Consider the following 18905-nt stretch of genomic DNA (forward strand, 5'->3'; position numbering starts at 1 on the left):
CCATCAGCAGGCAAGTAATCAAATCGCGACGTGGAACGTCGTCACATGCGCGGCCGGCGCGGCACATACTTGGCGTGGAACTAAACTTGCAAGCAATGGTTATGCCTATTTTTGACACAGCAGCCGCCGTCGACGCCTCGCGGCCACGGCCCCTCGGACTGAGCACGCCCCAGCCCGGCCTTGACGATGCCGAAATGACGCAGGACCACCAGGTGAACGTGGCAGTTTTCGCGCCCGACCTGAAACAGGTGGAGATCGCCTTCCAGGCTCCCGGAGAGCCGTGGCGCGCCCACATCCTTCCCAACCTTGAGGATGGAGTGCACTTCGGGCTGGTCAGCGGGATGCCTCCGGGCACCCGTTACGGTTTCCGCGAGGCCCCGTCCGAGCGCGGCTTCCCCTTGTCCCTGCCGGCTGTGGACCTGGACGACGACGGCGAACATCGCCTGTTGCTTGACCCCTACGGCCGCGCTGTGGACCAGCGGGGCGAGTTCCTCACCAGTGTGCACGTGGAAACAGGTTTTGACTGGGGCGAGGACCGTCCGCCCCGCATTCCTTTGCGAACCTCCGTCATCTACGAAGCGCATGTCCGTGGACAGACGATGCTGCACCCGGAGATACCGGAACACCTAAGAGGTACCTACGCCGGGATGGCACATCCGGTGATGATCCAGCACCTTACCGAGCTCGGCATCACGGCCGTCCAGCTCCTGCCCATCCACTTCCACCTGGATGAGTCCCACCTCCAGGACCTGGGCATGACCAACTACTGGGGCTACAACACAGCCGCCTTCTTTGCACCGCATTCGGACTATGCCACAGAGGCGGCGCGCAAGGCCGGTCCCCACGCGGTACAGGACGAGCTCAAGGGCATGATCAAGTTGCTGCATGCGGCGGGCATCGAGGTCATCCTGGACGTGGTGTACAACCACACCGCCGAAGCTGGTCCGGATGGACCGCCCCTGAGCTTCCGTGGACTGGCAGAGAAGCGCTACTACCGGCACGATGCCCATGGGCGCTACCTGGACACCACCGGCTGTGGAAACACCTTGGACTTCAGCGATCCCGTGGTGGTGGACCTGGCCCTGGATTCCCTGCGGTATTGGGTGAACGACTTCCATGTGGACGGCTTCCGCTTTGACCTTGCCGTGACCTTGTGCCGGGACGCGGGCAACACCTTCGACCCCCAGCATCCCTTCCTGCAGGCCATCGCGGAGGACCCGGTACTGTCCGAAGTCAAGCTCATTGCCGAGCCGTGGGACGTCGGTTACGGCGGCTGGCAAACAGGCCGTTTCCCCCACGGTTGGTCGGATTGGAACGACCATTTCCGTGACGGCGTCCGCAGCTTCTGGCTGTCCGACCGTGCCGCCATCGAAGCAGGCGGCCAGGGCGGTTCCGTGGCATCGTTGGCTGAACTCATGGCCGGTTCCGCGAACCTCTTCGCATCTTCCGGACGCACGCGGCTTGCATCGGTCAACTTCATCACGGCCCACGACGGCTTCACGTTGAAGGACCTGGTGAGCTACGACCGGAAGCACAACGAGGCCAACGGTGAGCAGAACCGCGACGGCCACGGCGATAACCGCAGCTACAACCACGGTGTTGAGGGCCGGAGCGAGAACGAGGCCATTGTGGCCGCCCGCGCCCTGTCCGTCCGCAACCTGATGGCAACCCTGCTGTTGTCCTTCGGCGTCCCCATGATCACGGCAGGCGACGAAATCGGCCGGACCCAGCAGGGCAACAACAACGCCTACTGCCAGGACAACCCCACGGCATGGCTGGATTGGAGCCGCACCCAGGAAGCCAACGCCATGTTCCGGACTACGCGTGAGCTGGTCCGGCTCCGCCGCTGGTTCCTGCGCCACCAGCCTGAGAGTTTCCCCGGCAACGCGAACAATTCCAGCCTGCAATGGTTCGACGACAAAGGTCAGCGGATGACTCCCGCACGTTGGAACGATCCCAATGTGCGCTCCGTCCAGCTCCTGATGGGGCACGAGGACAGCGAAATCCGTGGCTTGATCGTAGTGAACGGAAGCAACCAGGATGTGAAGATGGTGCTGCCGGAGATCCTGAGTGAAACGGGCATCGGCAAGCGCATGTTTGAGCTCCGCTTCACAACGTCGGTGCTGCATGAACGGCGGAAGGGCGCGTTGGTGGCTTCAGGCGAGCGGGATATCCTGCAAGCCAACACCATCAACATCTACCGCACGTAGGCACTCACCCTTCAGGAGCTCTTCGCATGAACCGCAGCCGCAGCAAACTGGTGGCGTTCGCGGGGTTGGTGATCGCCGTCGTCGTGTTGGTGGTCGCCATGGTGGGCGGTGGCTCGCTCACGGCCACACCCACAGCGCCAAGCACGACGCCGGAACCTGGCTCCGTGTCGACGTCGGCCGCAGCGGTGGCAAACCCCTCAACGCTGCCCGCCATCAATGCCTCCCAGTTGCCCAAGGAAGCCCGTCAAACGCTGGCGCTGATCGCCAAGGGCGGCCCTTATCCCTATAGGGAAGACAACGGAAATTTCGGCAACTTTGAAGGTCGCCTGCCCAAGAAGACCAGCGGCTTCTACAAGGAATACACGGTGACCACGCCAGGAGAATCGGACCGGGGCGCCCGCAGAATCGTCGTGGGCAAGGACTCAGCCAAGTACTACACCCCGGACCATTACAAGTCGTTCAAGTTCATCGTCGAAGGCAAGTAGGAGCCCATGAAGATATATTCCGCAGACACCTGGACCCTGGAAGAACTGCAGGAACAGATTTCCGACGCCGGCCGCAGGACCGTGATGGTCCCCCCGGCAACCACCAAGCAGGCGGTCCTGGAAGTCTTCGCCCAGGTCCTGGACTTCCCTGAGTACTACGGCGTGAACCTGGACGCCCTGAACGACTCCCTGCACGACTACGCCGACGCCCTCTCTGAGGACGACGGCGGCCCCGTCACCATGATCTGGCAGGTCCCGGCCGCCTACCGCACAGACCGATCCTTCGGGGTAGTCTGCGAAGTCCTCCAAGACGCAGAGCGCTACGCCGGCCGCGACCTCGCAGTCATCGCCGTTTTCGAGAATTAGTCGCGCCAAGGTTGCTGGCCACTGCACAAACAGCGGCTTGCGTGCTCTGACGGAGAGCTGGGATGTGGCTCAGCATTGATTCCCGTGCGTTCGTGATGCCCGCCGAGACGCTTAAGTGGTGCGTGCCACCCAATCGTGACGCAAGAATTTAAACATTTCTGTGCTTTCTCCGGTTATTACCATAGTTTGACGTTAAATGTGTCGAGCGATACATTTTGAGGGGCCTTTAGGGTCTACGTCAATGCGTATTGGGGAACGCGCAGGATTAATTGCTGATCTCATTCCGCACCAGCTGAAATGAGGATCACGATATGAAGAAGCTTGCACGGATGGCTGCTGTCATCGCACTATCTACCTCGGTGCTCTTTGCCGCCAGTCAGTCGGCGAATGCCAGTATTTTCTATGCAGACAATAACTACGGCGGTGCTACATACGGAGCCGACAACTCGACCTGGATGGGGTCGTTTGATAACAAGGCAAGTTCGGTAAAGAACTTCGGCTACTACGTCACTTGGTGGCAGGACATCAACTATGGCGGTGCCGGCTTTGGCAGCGCTAACGACTATAGCGCCATGGGTTGGTATGTACCCTTCCTGGGTACGTGGAATGACAACATCAGCAGCTTCCACAGGGGCTAAACCTACACGGCCGTTCGCATAACGAAATGTGAATAGCACCATGCTTTGACCTGCTGATCAAAGAATCGGCAGGTCAAAGTTCCTGTCTGTGAAGAGGCTCGGCTACTACTAAGTCGAGGCGTAAGAAACGAGATTGGATGCGGGATGGTGTCGAGGACAACTCTTAAGCGACGGGCATGCTGGAAAAGGTATTTTGTGGCCTCGCTTGCCATAGGCGTAGCGTTGGCTATTTCGTCGTGTTCGGAGGGTGTGGACAGTTCAATCACGCCGGACTCATCGGGAAAAGTGAATCTGGATTACGAGAACTCTCTGATCGTATTCCCAGTGGACGCGTATAGGATTTCGGCCCGTGATCGCTCTCAGATTCTCCTGGCGAGGGAAGTCATCATGACCACGTGCATGAAGAAATTTGGCTTCATCGATGATCCGAATGCTGCTTATCCGAAGGCAGAGAACCGGAACTTCGGCGTGTGGAACGTTGATCGCGTGAGACAGCACGGCTTTCGGCTTATTGGAGAAGACGCTCAATCGAACAAGAAGCACGACGAGGCAGGTACGTGGGGGGATGCCAGGTACAAGTGTCTTGCCAGTGAAAAGAGCAAGATCGATGAAGTCACTCCACCTGATGACCTGATGAATGGTGGTGCTGCAGCGGAGATCGCTGTGAAAAGTCTCGGTATGGCATCAGAAACTGACGCTTGGAAGAATGCCAAGGGCGACTGGGACAAATGCATCTCAGCGGCTGGCCTGACACCCGGGCGGGACGCCGCCAACGCCAAGTGGTCGAGCCAGCAGTCCTTTGACCTGCAGGCGAGGACAGATCAGCAAAACCCGTCGAAGTCGGACACAGCCGAGGGCGTCCGAATCGCCACGATTGAGGCCGAATGCAACCAGGAAGTCCGACTCACCCAAACGCTCGGTGATATTCAGGCAAGCTACCAGCTGCCGCTTATCAAGCAGAATGAGGCAGTTCTTACCGAGCTCAAGAAGAAGAGCCAGAACTATGTAGATGCCGCTGAGAAGTTACTGAAAGAGACGCAGTGATCGATGAACATTCCCGGCAGAGAGCTGCGGAAGCTGTCGGATTGAGTCGACTCTCGCGACGGTGGCTAATCGTCCTGTTGGCAGTCACCGCAGTTATGTCCGCGGGGGTGGGGTTGCTCGCTGGAATCGTCTTTGATCAATCAGAGATCATCCGGCCAGAGGACTCCATGGCTGAGATTCCTGTCTATGCCATGGTTGAAAACCGTGTCGTCGACGACCGTCTTACCTACTCAGGAGTTGTTAAGGCCGGACCGGCGGTGCCTATCCACATTGACTTAGAGGGTCAGGAACCGATTGTCGTGCGCCAGACGCTTCAGGCGGGGGACACGTTGAAGTGGGGCGACCTTGCAGGTGTGGTTTCAGGCAAGCCCTATTTCGTCCTGCCTGGTCCGCTCCCTTTGTATCGCAATCTTTCCCGAGGAGATGCGGGAGATGACGTTTTGGCGCTGCAACGGGCACTTCTGCAGTTGGGGTACCCTTCCTCCGAATCTGGTCACATGGACAGCGCAACCATGGATGCTGCATCCTCTTTCTTTGCCAGCGAGGGTTTCGCCTTGAGCAGCGGGAGAATGCCTACCGAGCAAAGTCAACAAGTCGAACCGGGAGCTACACCAAAAACCACGGCACCAGTCGACGCTAAAACCCCCGCGCTCTCGATCCCGTACAGGCAACTGATAGCCCTTCCCGTCGCCAGCGCGACCGTTGTCTCCGCGCTGAACATAGGGCAGAAAGTTACGCCCGAAAGTCCTCTCGCCATGTTCCAGGCCGAAGATAACTTCGTGGAGTTTATCGCCGAGGTCCAGCAGGCTGAGTCTCTTAAGGCAGGCCAGGATGTCACTGTCAGGGTCGCGGAAAAGCAAATGACAGGACGGATAACTGGGCTGGGTCCATTCACTGATGCGGGAGATGGCCAACGTGCGGGACATCCCGTGACGGTTGAGCCTACGAGTAAGGCGGATCTGGTCTTATTGACTCCTAACTTGAGTGTCACGGTGGCTGGCCAAGGTAGCGCGGCAGAAGCCCTCGCTGTGCCGTTATCTGGTATCCGACAGGATGCCGAAGGCACCTACGTTCTCAGAAGCTCGGGCGACGGAAGAAACTCAAAGGTCCCCGCAACGCGCGTCGCCATCACGATTCTTCGGTCGGGGGGAGGTTTCGCCGCAGTCTCTGGTGATCTCAGCCAAGGTGACGAGGTCCAAATATCGTGACGATTTCACGATCGGGGCCTCTCACGCGCAGAGCAGAATATACAGGCTCCGATAACGCATTGGCGATCAGCCTGGAGAGAGTATCGCGTACATATCCAGGTGCCGATTCCCCCGCTCTATCTGACGTCTCACTGGCAATTGAGTCCGGTGAGTTCGTGTCCATTGTGGGCCCTTCAGGCTCAGGGAAATCGACGCTTTTGAACGTCTTGGGCTTGTTGGACAGAGCAAGCTCCGGACGTCTCGCCATTCGTGGGCAAGCCGTCGACGCCGCTTCAGAACGAAGCCTCGACACGATGCGATTACGCCTGATTGGGTTCGTTTTCCAGTCCTCAAACGTCATCTGTGACGATAGTGTGATCAGCAATGCTGCTATCGGATTACGGGTCCAAGGCGTGCCGATGGACGAGCGGGCGTCGGCTGCCTTGGACGCGCTGGAGTTCGTAGGTCTGGAGCATAAACGCAAGGTCCAAGCCAAGCTCCTATCAGGCGGCGAACGGCAACGACTTGCAATAGCACGGGCAATTGCGACGCACCCGCGGATCATTCTTGCCGACGAGCCAACAGGCAATCTTGATTCAAACAACAGCAGACGGGTCATTGAGTACCTTCGGAAACTCAACTCCGAAGGTGTCACCGTCATTGTCATCACCCATGATGTGGACGTGGCGAACCAAGCGGATCGCCGAATTGAGATCCGGGACGGTCGAATCACGAGTGACGTCGAAACGAAGTCCCAACCAATGCCGCAACCTAGGGTTCCGGTCGACCTCGAGCCGTTTGGTGCAGCCAGTCAGCAGTCATGGGTCTCTCGCACCGTGTGTTCCCTCATGGATGACTGGGGCGATGCACTGAGCGCGCTCTCGGCCCGTACCCTGCGAACAATGCTTCTCATCCTTGCATTTGCGATTGCCATCGGGGGGATGACGGGTGCCCTGGGTATCAGTTCGACGACGTCGAATGCCATAAACAATCGGCTGGCTATCGCCTCACAGGATCGGCTGTCCATCTCCATCGAAGACGGACCTGGCGTGCTTCGAGACGATTTCGATGGGCTTCGCTCCGGGGTAGATCGCATTGCCCGTCTTCCTCATGTAGTCGGCGCATCCTATGTGTACTCAGCGGTTCCGGCAGACGTACACATAACACGGGTTAGGCCCTCCGACCTGGAACCCGAAACGCCATTGTCACTTCACTCCTCCTCGAAGAACTACTTCAATGACTTCGGAATCGAGCTAATTCCCCACAACATCCGAAGTGCCCTCGATGACCCACTAGCTGGTCCACTCGCAGTAGTCTCGACAAAGGCGGCAATTGCGCTCGACATACCGTACAGCAAGAAATCCGGGCCGGCGGCAGGGGTGAGCATATGGATCGATGACCAACTTGTGCCGATTGTTGGTGTCTTCGAACCTGGCCCAAACTTTCCTGAGTACGCTGACTCCGTATTCGTAAACGCCAGCATCATGCGTGCCGTCTCAAGATCAGACCTAAAAGTTCAAGTTCGAACCGAAAAGGGCTTCTCGGCTGCGATTGCCCGAGTAGCACCGCTTGCATACTCGCCGAGCGACCCGGGGAAGGCAAAAGTAGACGTCACAGCCGATATTCAGTCAATCAGGCAGGATGTCTCAAATGATCTCGGGTCGCTCATCGCTTTGCTATCGCTGGTCCTGATGCTCCTGGCGATCATCACTGCGGCTTCCTCGATGTACCTGACCGTTCAGAACCGATCGGCAGAGATAGCCCTTCGACGAGCGATCGGCTCAAGTCGATGGCTAATTTGCCGATCCTTCATCCTTGAGGGCTTCATCGTTGGAATGACAGCAGGTTCGCTCGGCGGCATCATCGGAACTGTGACCACGCTTTGCGTCTCCTGGATCCAGGCCTGGCCGCCCGTATTGCCCCCGGAGCTATGGCTGGTGGGAGTCCTTCTGGGTGCGACCACCGGTATTGTGAGTGCCATATACCCCGCGTGGGTCGCCAGTCGCCAAGATCCCGCTATTGCAATTCGCGCGTAGCAATCCCACCTGAGTTTCCCCCCGAACCAGCTTCGTGGATGCAAAACAGTACCCTCCCCGAGCGGCCGCCCGCTTTTCCGTCGTTGAGCAACAACGGAAAAGCGGGGCCATACACTTTCAAAGGCTTAGGCGTTCGCGATCAGCCCCAGCTCAGCTTTGGAAGCCAGCGCCGAGTGCTTCGGGAACACCCGGACGGTGTAGCCGAAGGACCCTGAGCGGTTGATGACCAGGGAGCCGTGGAAGAGGTGGCGTCCGCCGCCGAGGTCTTCCAAGGAGTCCAGTTCAGCCACCACGATGTCCTCGAGTTCGTCGGACTCCTCGGCCCGCCCAAAAGCTACCTCGACGGACACGTCGTCCGGGGTGAGGCTGTTGAGGGCCACGTAGGCGTTGACCTGGAGGCTGTCGCCTACCTGGGGTTCCTCGGAGACCCCCACGGAGTCAACGTGCTCCACCATTACCTGGGGCCACGCGTTCCGGACCTTGGTGGTCCAGGCGGCGAGTTCCTTTGCTTCCTTGAAGGATTCGGCCACAGCCCTGCGCCCGGAAACAGCGGCCGGGCAGTAGAGGTTGTTGACGTAGTCGTGGAGCATACGTTCCGCGGAAACGGCGGGGCCGAGGTTTGCCAAGGTGTGCTTGATCATGGACACCCAGTGGGTGGGAACGGTCTCGCGGCTGGACTCGGACGGTCCTGCAGCTCCAGCGCCTTGGGCAACGGTGGTGCCGTAGAAGCGCGGAGCTACCTGGTTTTCGAGGAGCTCGTACAGAGCGGACGCTTCGATGTCGTCACGTTCATCCGCTGAGGCGCCGTTGTTGGCGGTGGGAATCGCCCAACCGTTTTCGCCGTCGTACATTTCGTCCCACCAGCCGTCCAGGACGGACAGGTTGAGTGAGCCGTTGATGGCTGCCTTCATGCCGGAGGTGCCACAGGCTTCCAACGGGCGGAGCGGGTTGTTGAGCCACACGTCGCAGCCCGGGAACAGGGTCCGTGCCATGGCGATGTCGTAGTTGGGCAGGAAGACGATCCTGTGCCGGACTTCGGAATCGTCGGTGAAGCGCACCAGGTCCTGGATCATCTTCTTGCCGGCGTCGTCTGCGGGGTGCGACTTGCCGGCGATGACCAGCTGGATGGGGTGTTTCGGATCGAGCAACAGGGCCTTCAAGCGTGCGGGGTCGCGCAGCATGAGGGTAAGTCGCTTGTAGGTGGGCACGCGACGGGCAAAGCCGATGGTGAGCACGTCCGGGTCCAGCACGGAGTCAGTCCAGCCGAGCTCGGCGTCGGCGGCGCCGCGCTTCTTCCAGGAGGCCCGGAGCCGGCGTCGGACGTCTTCAATGAGTTGGGCGCGGAGCTCCCGGCGGAGTGCCCAGACGTCTTCGTCGCTGACGTTGTAGGCAAGGTCCCACCGGCCCAACGCTTCAGCCTCGGCGCCAAACTGGTTCCGGGCCAGGGTGGAGATGCGGGGGTCCACCCAAGTGGGGACGTGGACGCCGTTGGTGACGGAGGTGATGGGGATCTCGGAGTGGTCGAATCCCGGCCACAGGCCTGCGAACATTTCGCGGGACACCACGCCGTGCAGCTTTGCCACGCCGTTGGCACGCTGCGCCAGGCGCAGGCCCATGACTGCCATGTTGAAAACGGAAGGGTTTCCGCCGTCGAAGTTTTCACGGCCGAGTTCCAGGATGCGGTCCGTGGGCACCGCAGGTGCCAGTCCGGCTTCGAAGAAGTGCTTGATCTGGACGGTCTCGAAGCGGTCGATGCCGGCAGGGACGGGCGTATGCGTCGTGAAGACGGTGGACGCGCGTCCGGCCGCGAGGGCCTCGTCCCAGCTGAGGGGCACGGTGGGATCGGACATGGCTTCCTGGATGCGTTCGATGCCCAGGAACCCTGCGTGGCCTTCGTTGGTGTGGAAGACTTCCGGCGCGGGGGTGCCGGTGAGTTCCTGATAGACGCGGAGGGCCTTGACGCCACCCATGCCCAGGAGGAGTTCCTGCTGAAGCCGGTGGTCGCCCCCGCCGCCGTACAGGCGGTCGGTGATGCCGCGGGCGGCTTCATCGTTGGAGGGAACGTTGGAGTCCAGCAGCAGCAGCGGAACGCGTCCGACGTCGGCACGCCAGACGTGCGCGTGGAGTTCGCGGCCGTTGGGCAACGGAAGGGAAATGTGGACGGGCTTGCCGGGCATGCCGTCCTTGCCGGGGTGGCGAAGAAGCGTGAGCGGCAGGCCGTCGGGGTCCAGCACCGGGTAGGTTTCCTGCTGCCAGGCGTCCCGGGACAGGGACTGCTTGAAGTAGCCGGCCTGGTAGAGGAGCCCGACGCCGATCAGCGGCACGCCGAGGTCCGAGGCGGCTTTAAGATGGTCGCCTGCCAGGATGCCGAGGCCGCCGGAGTACTGCGGAAGGACCTCAGTGATGCCGAATTCGGGGGAGAAGTACGCAATGCAGGCGGGAGCGTCTTCGCCGAGGCCCTGGTACCAGCGCGGTTCGCTGAGGTACCGGTCCAGGTCGGAGGCAGCTGCCTGAACCCGCTCCACCACGTCGCCGTTGTTGGCGAGGTCCTGCAGTTGTTCGCGGCTGATGGACCCCAGAAGGGCTATGGGGTCGTGCTGCGACGCCTCCCAAAGAGCCGGGTTGAGGCTCCCGAAAAGTTCCCGTGTGGGCCGGTGCCAGGACCAGCGCAGATTGGTCGCCAATCGGGCCAGGGGCCGGATGGGCTCGGGGAGGACGGTACGGACTGTAAACCTTCGAATAGCCTTCACGAGCGCCACACTAACGGACGGACATGGCAGTCGGAACTGGATTGGGTTTCTTTTAGGTAAAAGTCATCTTGCGTCGAGTAGATAGGTCGTGTGCTTAGCATTCTGTGATTTTTGTCGCTAACGTCGTGGTTGTGACGAAAACCGCGCGAACCATCACCGCTCTGAAATCCAAGACGACTACGGACATCACCCAGGGACTGCGCTTCGGCCGGTTCCCCATCACTGCCGTGCAGCCGGTGGTTGAAGGTGGCCGTTTCCCGGCGAAGGCCTTGCCGGGCGAGGACCTCGTCGTCGGCGCCACAGTCTTCCGTGAGGGCCATGACCAGCTCGGCGTGTCCGCTGTGCTGCTCGATCCCCGGGGCAAGGAACGTCAGCGTGTCCGCCTGACCCCTGCCGAGGGTGAGCAGTGGAAAGGACTGGACCGCTGGGAGGGCCTGATCACGCCCACCGGCACCGGGGCATGGTCTTTCGTTATTGAGGCGTGGCACGACCGTTACGGCACCTGGCATCACAACGCCGAGGTCAAGGTGGGCGCAGGCATCGACGTTGAGCTGATGCTCGCCGAGGGCGCTGCCCTCCTCGCGGAAGCAGCCGACGACGCCGGACGCAGCGCTGTTGAGAAGCGCACCTTGCGTGCCGCTTCCGTCGTGCTGGCCGATACCACCAAGACTGCCGAGGAGCGCCTTGGCGCCGGTTTCAGCCCTGAGGTGCTGGCCGCCGTCGGACGTGTTCCGATCCGCGAACTGGTGACTGTTTCCGAACGTTTCCCGCTGCAGGTGGAGCGCGACCTCGCGGGTCGTGGTTCCTGGTATGAGTTCTTCCCCCGCTCAGAGGGCGCTGTCCTGGATCACTCCACTGGAGTGTGGACCTCCGGTAATTTCCGTACGGCAGCCAGGAGGCTCGACGCCGTGGCGGAGATGGGCTTCGATGTCATCTACCTGCCGCCCATCCACCCGATCGGTTTCCAGCACCGCAAGGGCCGCAACAACACCTTGACGCCGGGACCACAGGACCCGGGTTCGCCGTGGGCCATCGGTTCCAAGGACGGCGGCCATGACGCCATCCACCCTGAACTGGGCACCTTTGACGACTTCGACGCCTTTGTGGCGCGCGCCAACGAGCTGGGGCTTGAGGTTGCCTTGGACCTTGCCCTGCAGGCAGCCCCGGACCACCCGTGGGTGACGTCCAACCCCGAGTGGTTCACCACGCGGGTGGACGGTTCCATCGCGTATGCGGAAAACCCACCGAAGAAGTACCAGGATATTTATCCCCTGAACTTTGATAATGACCCGACGGGACTGTCCAAGGAAATCCTGCGCATCGTGCAGTTGTGGATCAGCCACGGCGTGAAGATTTTCCGCGTGGACAACCCGCACACCAAGCCTGTGTGGTTCTGGGAATGGCTGATCGGCAAGATCAACAAGAAGAACCCCGAGGTTGTCTTCCTGGCGGAGGCCTTCACACGCCCGCCGATGATGCACGCCTTGGGGCGTGCGGGCTTCCAGCAGTCCTACACCTACTTCACGTGGCGGAACACCAAGACCGAACTGGAAGAGTACTTCCACGAAGTCAGCCATGTGAGCCCGGCGTACTTCCGCCCGAACTTCTTTGTGAATACCCCGGACATCCTCACCGAGTACCTGCAGTATGGCGGTCCGGCGGCCTTCCGCATCCGGGCTGCACTGGCTGCAACGGCCAGCCCGCTCTGGGGTGTCTACGCAGGGTTCGAGCTCTACGAGCACGTGGCCCGTCCGGGTGCCGAGGAGTACATCGACAACGAAAAGTACGAGTTCAAGGCGAGGGACTGGGAGGGCGCCGCCGAATCCGGACGCACGCTGGCGCCCTACATCACCAGGCTCAACACCATCCGCAAGAAGCACGTGGCGCTGGGCGACCTGCAGAACCTGACACTGCACAGCAGCACGGATGATGCCACGATCGTGTACTCCAAGCACAAGACGCTGCCGGATGGCACCAAGGACACCTTGATCATCGTGGTCAACGTGGATCCGCACAGCACCCGCGAAAGCACGGTCTCCCTGGACCTCGCGGCCCTGCAACTGGACCCACGGGACCTTAACGAGGACGGCCGGTTCCGGGTGGATGACCTCATCAGCGGCGAGAGCTGGGAGTGGGGCGAGCACAACTACGTCCGCCTGGATGCGCATGTTGAACCGGCACACATCCTGAGCATCCGGAGGCAGCTTTAGTGAGTTTTTCTCCGCAGAACCCCAGCCAGTACTTCACTCCGAAGAACACCTTCGAGTTGAACGCCCCCGGACTCCAGCATGATCCACACTGGTACCGCAAGGCAGTCTTCTACGAGGTACTGGTGCGGGCCTTTGCGGATGCCAACGGGGATGGCTCCGGCGATTTCCATGGGTTGATCGAGAAACTGGACTACCTCCAATGGCTGGGCGTTGATTGCCTCTGGTTGCCACCGTTCTTCCATTCGCCGCTGCGGGATGGTGGCTACGACATTGCGGACTACACGTCCGTGTTGGATGAGTTCGGCACCATCAGCGATTTCAAGCGGTTGGTTGCCGAGGCACATGCCAGGGGCGTCCGCGTCATTATCGACCTTCCGTTGAACCACACCTCGGACCAGCACCCGTGGTTCCAGGAGTCGCGCAAGGACCCCACGGGTCCCTACGGCGATTTCTACGTCTGGAGCGATACGGATGAGAAATACCAGGACGCCCGGATCATCTTCGTTGACACCGAGGAATCCAACTGGACGTTCGATCCCATCCGCCGGCAGTTCTTCTGGCACCGCTTCTTCAGCCACCAGCCGGATCTGAACTTTGAGAACCCCAAAGTCATCGAGGCCCTCTATGACGTGATCCGGTTCTGGTTGGACCAGGGGATTGACGGGTTCCGTGCGGACGCCATTCCCTACCTGTTTGAGGAAGATGGCACCAACTGCGAGAACCTGCCGGCGACGCACACCTTCCTGCAGGACCTTCGGCGCATGGTGGACGCGAACTATCCCGGCAGGGTGATCATTGCGGAGGCCAACCAGCCGCCGCATGAAGTGGTGGAATACTTCGGCACCGAGGAAGCACCCGAATGCCATATGGCGTTCCACTTCCCCATCATGCCGCGGCTCTACTACGCACTGCGGGACCAGAAGGCCGCACCCATCATCGAGACCCTGCGGGAGACCCCGGACATTCCCAAGGGCGCCCAGTGGGGAACTTTCCTGCGCAACCATGATGAGCTCACCCTGGAGATGGTGCCGGCCGAGGAACGCGCCGCGATGCTGGGCTGGTATGCCCCTGATCCCCGGATGAGGGCAAACATCGGCATCCGCCGCCGGCTCGCGCCGCTGCTGGACAACTCCCGGTCCGAGATTGAGCTCATCAATGCGCTGCTCCTTTCCCTGCCCGGCAGTCCCTTCCTGTATTACGGGGATGAGATCGGGATGGGCGACAACATTTGGCTCGATGACCGTGATGCCGTCCGCACGCCGATGCAGTGGAACCCGGACCGCAACGCAGGTTTCTCCGGAGCAGATCCGGGCAAGCTGTACCTGCCGGTCATCCAGTCGCTGGTTTACAACTACGGCATGGCCAACGTTGAGGCCCAGGCCGCGCACTCCGGTTCGCTGCTGCGCTGGACCCGCCAGATCCTCAGCGTCCGCAAGAACCACCCGGTGTTTGGTCTGGGCGGCTTCCGGCACATTGAAGCCGATCATGAAGTGGTGTTGGCCTATGTACGGGAATTGCCGGCAGGCAACCCCGAGGGCGAGGACGCCGAAACGATTCTGTGCGTCTTCAACCTCTCCCAGCACCCTGTGTCGGCAACGTTGGACATCCCCGAATTCGCGGGCCGCGGCCTGCGCGATATTTTCGGCGGCCAGCCATTCCCGGCCGTCGGCGACAACGGTCATCTGACCGTGATGCTGGGCAGCCACAGCTTCTACTGGCTGCGGGTGCGCTCGGCCTTTTCCAATCCGTCGTCGCCTTTTACCCAGGCGATTCCCGTGGTGACCTCCAAAGGATGAGATGAGCAAGGCAAACTTGAACCCCTCCATTGAAGGACTTCTCCGTCACTGGCTGCCAGGCAAGCGCTGGTTCCCGGTCCAGAGCCCCGACTTTGCGCTGGAGCAGGTGGGCGCTGTCAGCCTCCCTGGCACTCACGGCGACACTGCTTTTGAGGTGGTGCTGCTGGCGGTGACCCACCGGACGGCCGACGGCGGTCCCCGGACTGACGTGGTGCAGGTTCCGTTGAGCTACCGGAGCCAACCACTGGTGGACGCCCCGGCCGCATTGTTGGGGGAGTTTACGGACGACTCGGGCCTGCGCCTGGTGTACGACGCCGTCTACGATTCCGATTTCGTCACCGCCTGGCTGGAGCTGATGCGGAGCGAAGGCAGCGTGGGAGGTGCACGGGGACACCTCACCCGTGGCCGCGTCGCGCTCCCTGAAAACCCCACCTCCGTACGGGTCCTGTCCGGCGAGCAGTCCAACACGTCGGTCATCATCGACGACGGCGATTCGGCGGCGATCGTGAAGATCTTCCGCGTGCTGGCGGCTGGAAAGAATCCCGAAGTAGAGCTTGGCGCCGCCCTGACCGCCGCCGGGACCGCCGAAGTTCCTGCGACGCTCGGCTGGATCACCGGCTCGTGGGAGGGCCCGGCATCGAACGTATCCGCGCCGGCTACCGGCGAACTGACCGTGGCACATGAATTTCTGCTTGGTGGGTTGGACGCCTGGCGGTTGGCCGTCGAAGCAGCCGCAGCCGGTAAGGATTTCACTGCCGAGGCCCGCGGGCTCGGGGCCGCGACCGCCACGGTTCACGCAAGGCTGGCGGAAACGTTCGGTACCCAGGACGGGCAGGAACAGGGGCCCAATATCATCGCGGCTGTAGCACGGCGCGTCCGCCAGTCGTGGGCTGAGGCGGCATCCGCCGTCGGGCCCTATGACGGCAACCTCGACCAGCTGCTGGCCGCACTGGATCCCCGCGATGTGGGGCAACTGCAGCGCGTCCACGGAGACCTCCACCTGGGACAGATCCTGTTGGTTCCTGCAGACGAATCGGTGTCCGGCGACGACCGACGGCCAGGGCGGTGGGCCATCCTCGACTTCGAAGGCGAGCCTCTGCGGACCATTGACGAGCGCAACAGTCCTGATCTTCCCCTGCGTGATGTCACGGGCATGCTGCGCTCCTTCGACTATGCGGCGGGTGCTGCTACGCGCGAAAATTCCCACGCCAACGTGCCTGAAACCTGGGTGGATGACTGCGCTGCAGCGTTCCTTGAGGGCTATAGCGACGTCACCCCCGGAACCATAGACCGCCGCTCGCCGCTCTTTGTGGCATTGTGGCTGGACAAGGCCTTATACGAGGTGGTGTACGAGTTGCGGAACCGGCCCGACTGGCTGTCGATTCCGGTCAACGCATCACGACGAATCCTCGACAACACAAGCCGCGGCAAGCATGCGGCAGCTACAGCGGAAGGTAATGACATGACTGGCTCTGCACGCACCGAACGGCCCCGAGTTCCCTTGCACGTGGACTCCGAGACCTTGGAACGCGTGGCAGCCGGCGCCTATCACGCGCCGCACTCTGTCCTGGGCGCACACTTGGACGACCACGGCCACGTCACCGTCCGTACGGTGAAGCACCTCGCAAAGTCCGTGGCGGTGGTGACCGAAAGCGGCCGGACCGACATGGAGCATGAAGCCCATGGCGTGTGGGCCGCCGTCCTGGAACCGCTGCAGGCCGGCCACGTGCCGGACTACCGTTTGGAAGTGGTGTACGACGTCGAACCCGTCACCATCGATGACCCGTACCACTACCTGCCTACAGTCGGTGAAGTGGACCTGCACTTGATCGGTGAAGGCCGCCATGAGCGCCTTTGGGATGTGCTCGGCGCCCACGTGCAGCATTACCGTTCCGCGCTCAGCGAGGTGGACGGTGTCTCGTTCGCAGTGTGGGCCCCGAACGCCCAGGCAGTTCGCGTCAAGGGCGACTTCAACGGCTGGGATGGCCGTCAGCATGGCATGCGTTCCCTGGGTTCCTCCGGAGTCTGGGAACTCTTCATTCCGGGGGTTGTAGCAGGGGCGTGCTACAAATACGAGATCCTGACCAAGTCCGGCCACTGGATAGAAAAAGCCGACCCGTTGGCGTTCGGTACAGAGGTCCCGCCATTGACGGCGTCGCGCGTTGTGGACACCAGCTACCGCTTCAAGGATGCGGAGTGGATGACAGCCCGCGCCGCGAAAGATCCGCATAACTCGCCCATGAGCGTTTACGAAGTTCACCTGGGCTCTTGGCGATTGGGTCTTGGCTACAAGGAACTTGCCAAGGAACTTGTGGACTATGTGAAATGGCTCGGGTTCTCCCACGTCGAGTTCATGCCAGTGGCCGAGCACCCCTTCGGTGGTTCATGGGGCTACCAGGTGACGTCCTACTTTGCGCCGACTTCCCGCTTTGGCCACCCGGACGAGTTCCGTTTCCTGGTGGATTCACTTCACCAGGCCGGCATCGGCGTCCTCCTCGACTGGGTACCTGCGCACTTCCCCAAGGACTCCTGGGCGTTGGCGCAGTTCGACGGTCAGCCGCTGTACGAGCACTCCGACCCCGCGTTGGGTGAACACCCGGACTGGGGAACCCTGATCTTCGATTTCGGGCGCAGCGAGGTCCGCAACTTCCTGGTGTCCAATGCGCTGTACTGGCTGGAAGAATTCCACATCGATGGCCTCCGGGTGGACGCTGTTGCCTCGATGATCTACCTGGACTACTCCCGCGAAGAAGGGCAGTGGAAGCCCAACAAGTTCGGCGGCCGCGAGAACCTCGAAGCCATCTCCTTCATGCAGGAAGTCAACGCCACCGTCTACAAGTCCCATCCCGGGGCCATCATCATCGCCGAGGAATCCACCGCCTTCCCCGGCGTCACGGCCCCCACCAACCACGGCGGACTGGGCTTCGGGCTTAAATGGAACATGGGCTGGATGCATGACTCGCTCAAGTACATCTCCGAAGACCCCATCAACCGCAAGTGGCATCACGGCACCATTACGTTCTCCCTGGTTTACGCCTTCACCGAGAACTTCCTGCTGCCCATCAGCCACGACGAAGTAGTTCACGGCAAGGGCTCAATGCTCCGGAAGATGCCCGGTGACCGCTGGCAGCAGCTGGCCAACCTCCGCGCCTTCTTCGCCTACCAGTGGGCGCATCCGGGCAAGCAACTCATCTTCATGGGCACCGAGTTCGGCCAGGAAGCCGAATGGTCCGAGCAGTATGGACTGGACTGGTTCCTCGCGGACATTCCGGCGCACCGCGGACTGCAACTCCTGATCAAGGATCTCAACGAGCTCTACACCTCGACGCCCGCCCTTTACCAGCGGGACAACGATGCCGGCGGGTTCCAGTGGATCAACGGCGGGGATGCCGACCACAACGTCTTGTCCTTCATTCGCTGGGACCAGGATGGCAAACCGTTGGTCTGCGCTGTGAACTTCTCCGGCGGTCCGCATAAGGACTACATCCTGGGTGTGCCCGCAGCGGGGGAATGGACCGAAGTCCTGAACACCGACTCGGAAACGTACGGCGGTTCCGGAGTGGTGAATGCAGGTTCCCTGAAAGCCTCGTCACCCGGAACCGATGGCCAGCCCGCCGCGCTGACCGTTACTCTTCCTCCGCTCGGCGCCTCCTGGTTCGCGCCGGCCGGGCAGCCCGGGCGTTCGTAATCACCCCGTAGGGCAGTAGCTCTTCAGGCGGAGAGGGCCCGGATCCAGGATTCCGGGCCCTCTTCCCTTTGTTTCCGGGGATTTTGCCAGGCTAAGCGACCGTGTCGTTGCCGGGTTTTGCCATCGCGGGAAAGTAGGGGTATAGTTAGTACCCGCGCTGCTCCCCAGTGGAGGACGGTGAAGCTGACAAGAAACCGCAAGGAAAATCAAGTCAAGTTCGCCGATTTGACCCGGAGGCAGGCAGCGTGTAAGTTTGAAAAGTTGCTCCGGAGCGATCCAGCGAAGGCTGGTGGTACTGCTCTGGGATTGTGACCTGTTGTTTGAGAACTCAATAGTGTGCCAAGTTTGTTGATACCGATTGTTTTATTGATTGGTTGAAATTATGGCTGGATCATTGCGCACCCCCGTGTGTGGTGGTCTGGTTTTCAGCTGGTTTCGAATTTTGTGCAGCCGTGCCGGCCGTTATTTCCGGTGGGTGTGGTTGTGTCTGTTTGA

The 18905-nt window shown here is 61.1% G+C and carries 11 protein-coding genes; 10 read left to right on the forward strand and 1 reads right to left on the reverse strand.

The features are described 5' to 3' along the window. Positions 1-95 precede the first annotated feature (95 nt). From glgX to QEH68_RS04715, 7 genes are all read left to right on the forward strand, one after another. Entirely contained in the window at positions 96-2210 is a 2115-nt protein-coding gene (gene glgX / locus QEH68_RS04685) for a glycogen debranching protein GlgX (RefSeq protein WP_280626923.1), read from the forward strand. A gap of 26 nt (positions 2211-2236) precedes the next feature. Beyond that, positions 2237-2695, forward strand: a complete 459-nt coding sequence (locus QEH68_RS04690; RefSeq protein ID WP_207596379.1) for a ribonuclease domain-containing protein — start codon at positions 2237-2239, stop codon at positions 2693-2695. A gap of 6 nt (positions 2696-2701) precedes the next feature. Beyond that, positions 2702-3061, forward strand: coding sequence for a barstar family protein (locus QEH68_RS04695; RefSeq protein ID WP_207596380.1), 360 nt, complete (start codon positions 2702-2704; stop codon positions 3059-3061). 311 nt (positions 3062-3372) lie between these two features. Next, positions 3373-3699: a hypothetical protein gene (locus QEH68_RS04700; RefSeq protein ID WP_207596381.1), complete on the forward strand. Its 327-nt coding sequence runs from the start codon at positions 3373-3375 to the stop codon at positions 3697-3699. Positions 3700-3894: 195 nt separating this feature from the next. Then, complete coding sequence (locus QEH68_RS04705) at positions 3895-4743, forward strand: hypothetical protein (protein ID WP_207596382.1); 849 nt, start codon at positions 3895-3897, stop codon at positions 4741-4743. A 167-nt stretch (positions 4744-4910) separates the two neighbouring features. Continuing rightward, positions 4911-5951: a hypothetical protein gene (locus QEH68_RS04710; RefSeq protein WP_280626931.1), complete on the forward strand. Its 1041-nt coding sequence runs from the start codon at positions 4911-4913 to the stop codon at positions 5949-5951. Between the two features lie 164 nt (positions 5952-6115). Further along, positions 6116-7966, forward strand: a complete 1851-nt coding sequence (locus QEH68_RS04715) for an ATP-binding cassette domain-containing protein (RefSeq protein ID WP_280627973.1) — start codon at positions 6116-6118, stop codon at positions 7964-7966. Between the two features lie 125 nt (positions 7967-8091). On the opposite strand, the gene glgP is transcribed toward QEH68_RS04715, so the two are convergent. After that, complete coding sequence (gene glgP, locus QEH68_RS04720; protein ID WP_280626932.1) at positions 8092-10716, reverse strand: alpha-glucan family phosphorylase; 2625 nt, start codon at positions 10714-10716, stop codon at positions 8092-8094. Positions 10717-10841: 125 nt separating this feature from the next. On the opposite strand from glgP, the gene QEH68_RS04725 reads away from it, so the two are divergent. From QEH68_RS04725 to QEH68_RS04735, 3 genes are read left to right on the forward strand one after another with little or no spacing between them, the layout of a single operon-like run. Beyond that, positions 10842-12926 (forward strand): alpha-1,4-glucan--maltose-1-phosphate maltosyltransferase, encoded by a 2085-nt coding sequence (locus QEH68_RS04725; protein WP_278251956.1) that lies wholly within the window; start codon positions 10842-10844, stop codon positions 12924-12926. Further along, positions 12926-14722 carry a maltose alpha-D-glucosyltransferase gene (gene treS / locus QEH68_RS04730; protein WP_207596393.1) on the forward strand — a complete coding sequence of 599 codons (1797 nt, stop codon included), beginning with the start codon at positions 12926-12928 and terminating at the stop codon, positions 14720-14722. Before QEH68_RS04725 ends, treS begins: the two co-directional genes overlap by 1 nt. A gap of 1 nt (position 14723) precedes the next feature. Continuing rightward, entirely contained in the window at positions 14724-18410 is a 3687-nt protein-coding gene (locus QEH68_RS04735) for a 1,4-alpha-glucan branching enzyme (protein ID WP_280626934.1), read from the forward strand. Positions 18411-18905: the final 495 nt, after the last annotated feature.

This window comes from Paenarthrobacter sp. OM7, from assembly GCF_029873575.1.
Classification (GTDB): Bacteria; Actinomycetota; Actinomycetes; order Actinomycetales; family Micrococcaceae; genus Arthrobacter.

Bases quoted from the DNA above. Each gene is read 5' to 3' on its own strand.
- QEH68_RS04710 (WP_280626931.1), top strand. From the start codon at position 4,911: ATGGCTGAGATTCCTGTCTATGCCATGGTTGAAAACCGTGTCGTCGAC.
- QEH68_RS04690 (WP_207596379.1), top strand. From the start codon at position 2,237: ATGAACCGCAGCCGCAGCAAACTGGTGGCGTTCGCGGGGTTGGTGATC.
- QEH68_RS04735 (WP_280626934.1), top strand. From the start codon at position 14,724: ATGAGCAAGGCAAACTTGAACCCCTCCATTGAAGGACTTCTCCGTCAC.
- glgX (WP_280626923.1), top strand. From the start codon at position 96: ATGGTTATGCCTATTTTTGACACAGCAGCCGCCGTCGACGCCTCGCGG.
- QEH68_RS04695 (WP_207596380.1), top strand. From the start codon at position 2,702: ATGAAGATATATTCCGCAGACACCTGGACCCTGGAAGAACTGCAGGAA.
- QEH68_RS04700 (WP_207596381.1), top strand. From the start codon at position 3,373: ATGAAGAAGCTTGCACGGATGGCTGCTGTCATCGCACTATCTACCTCG.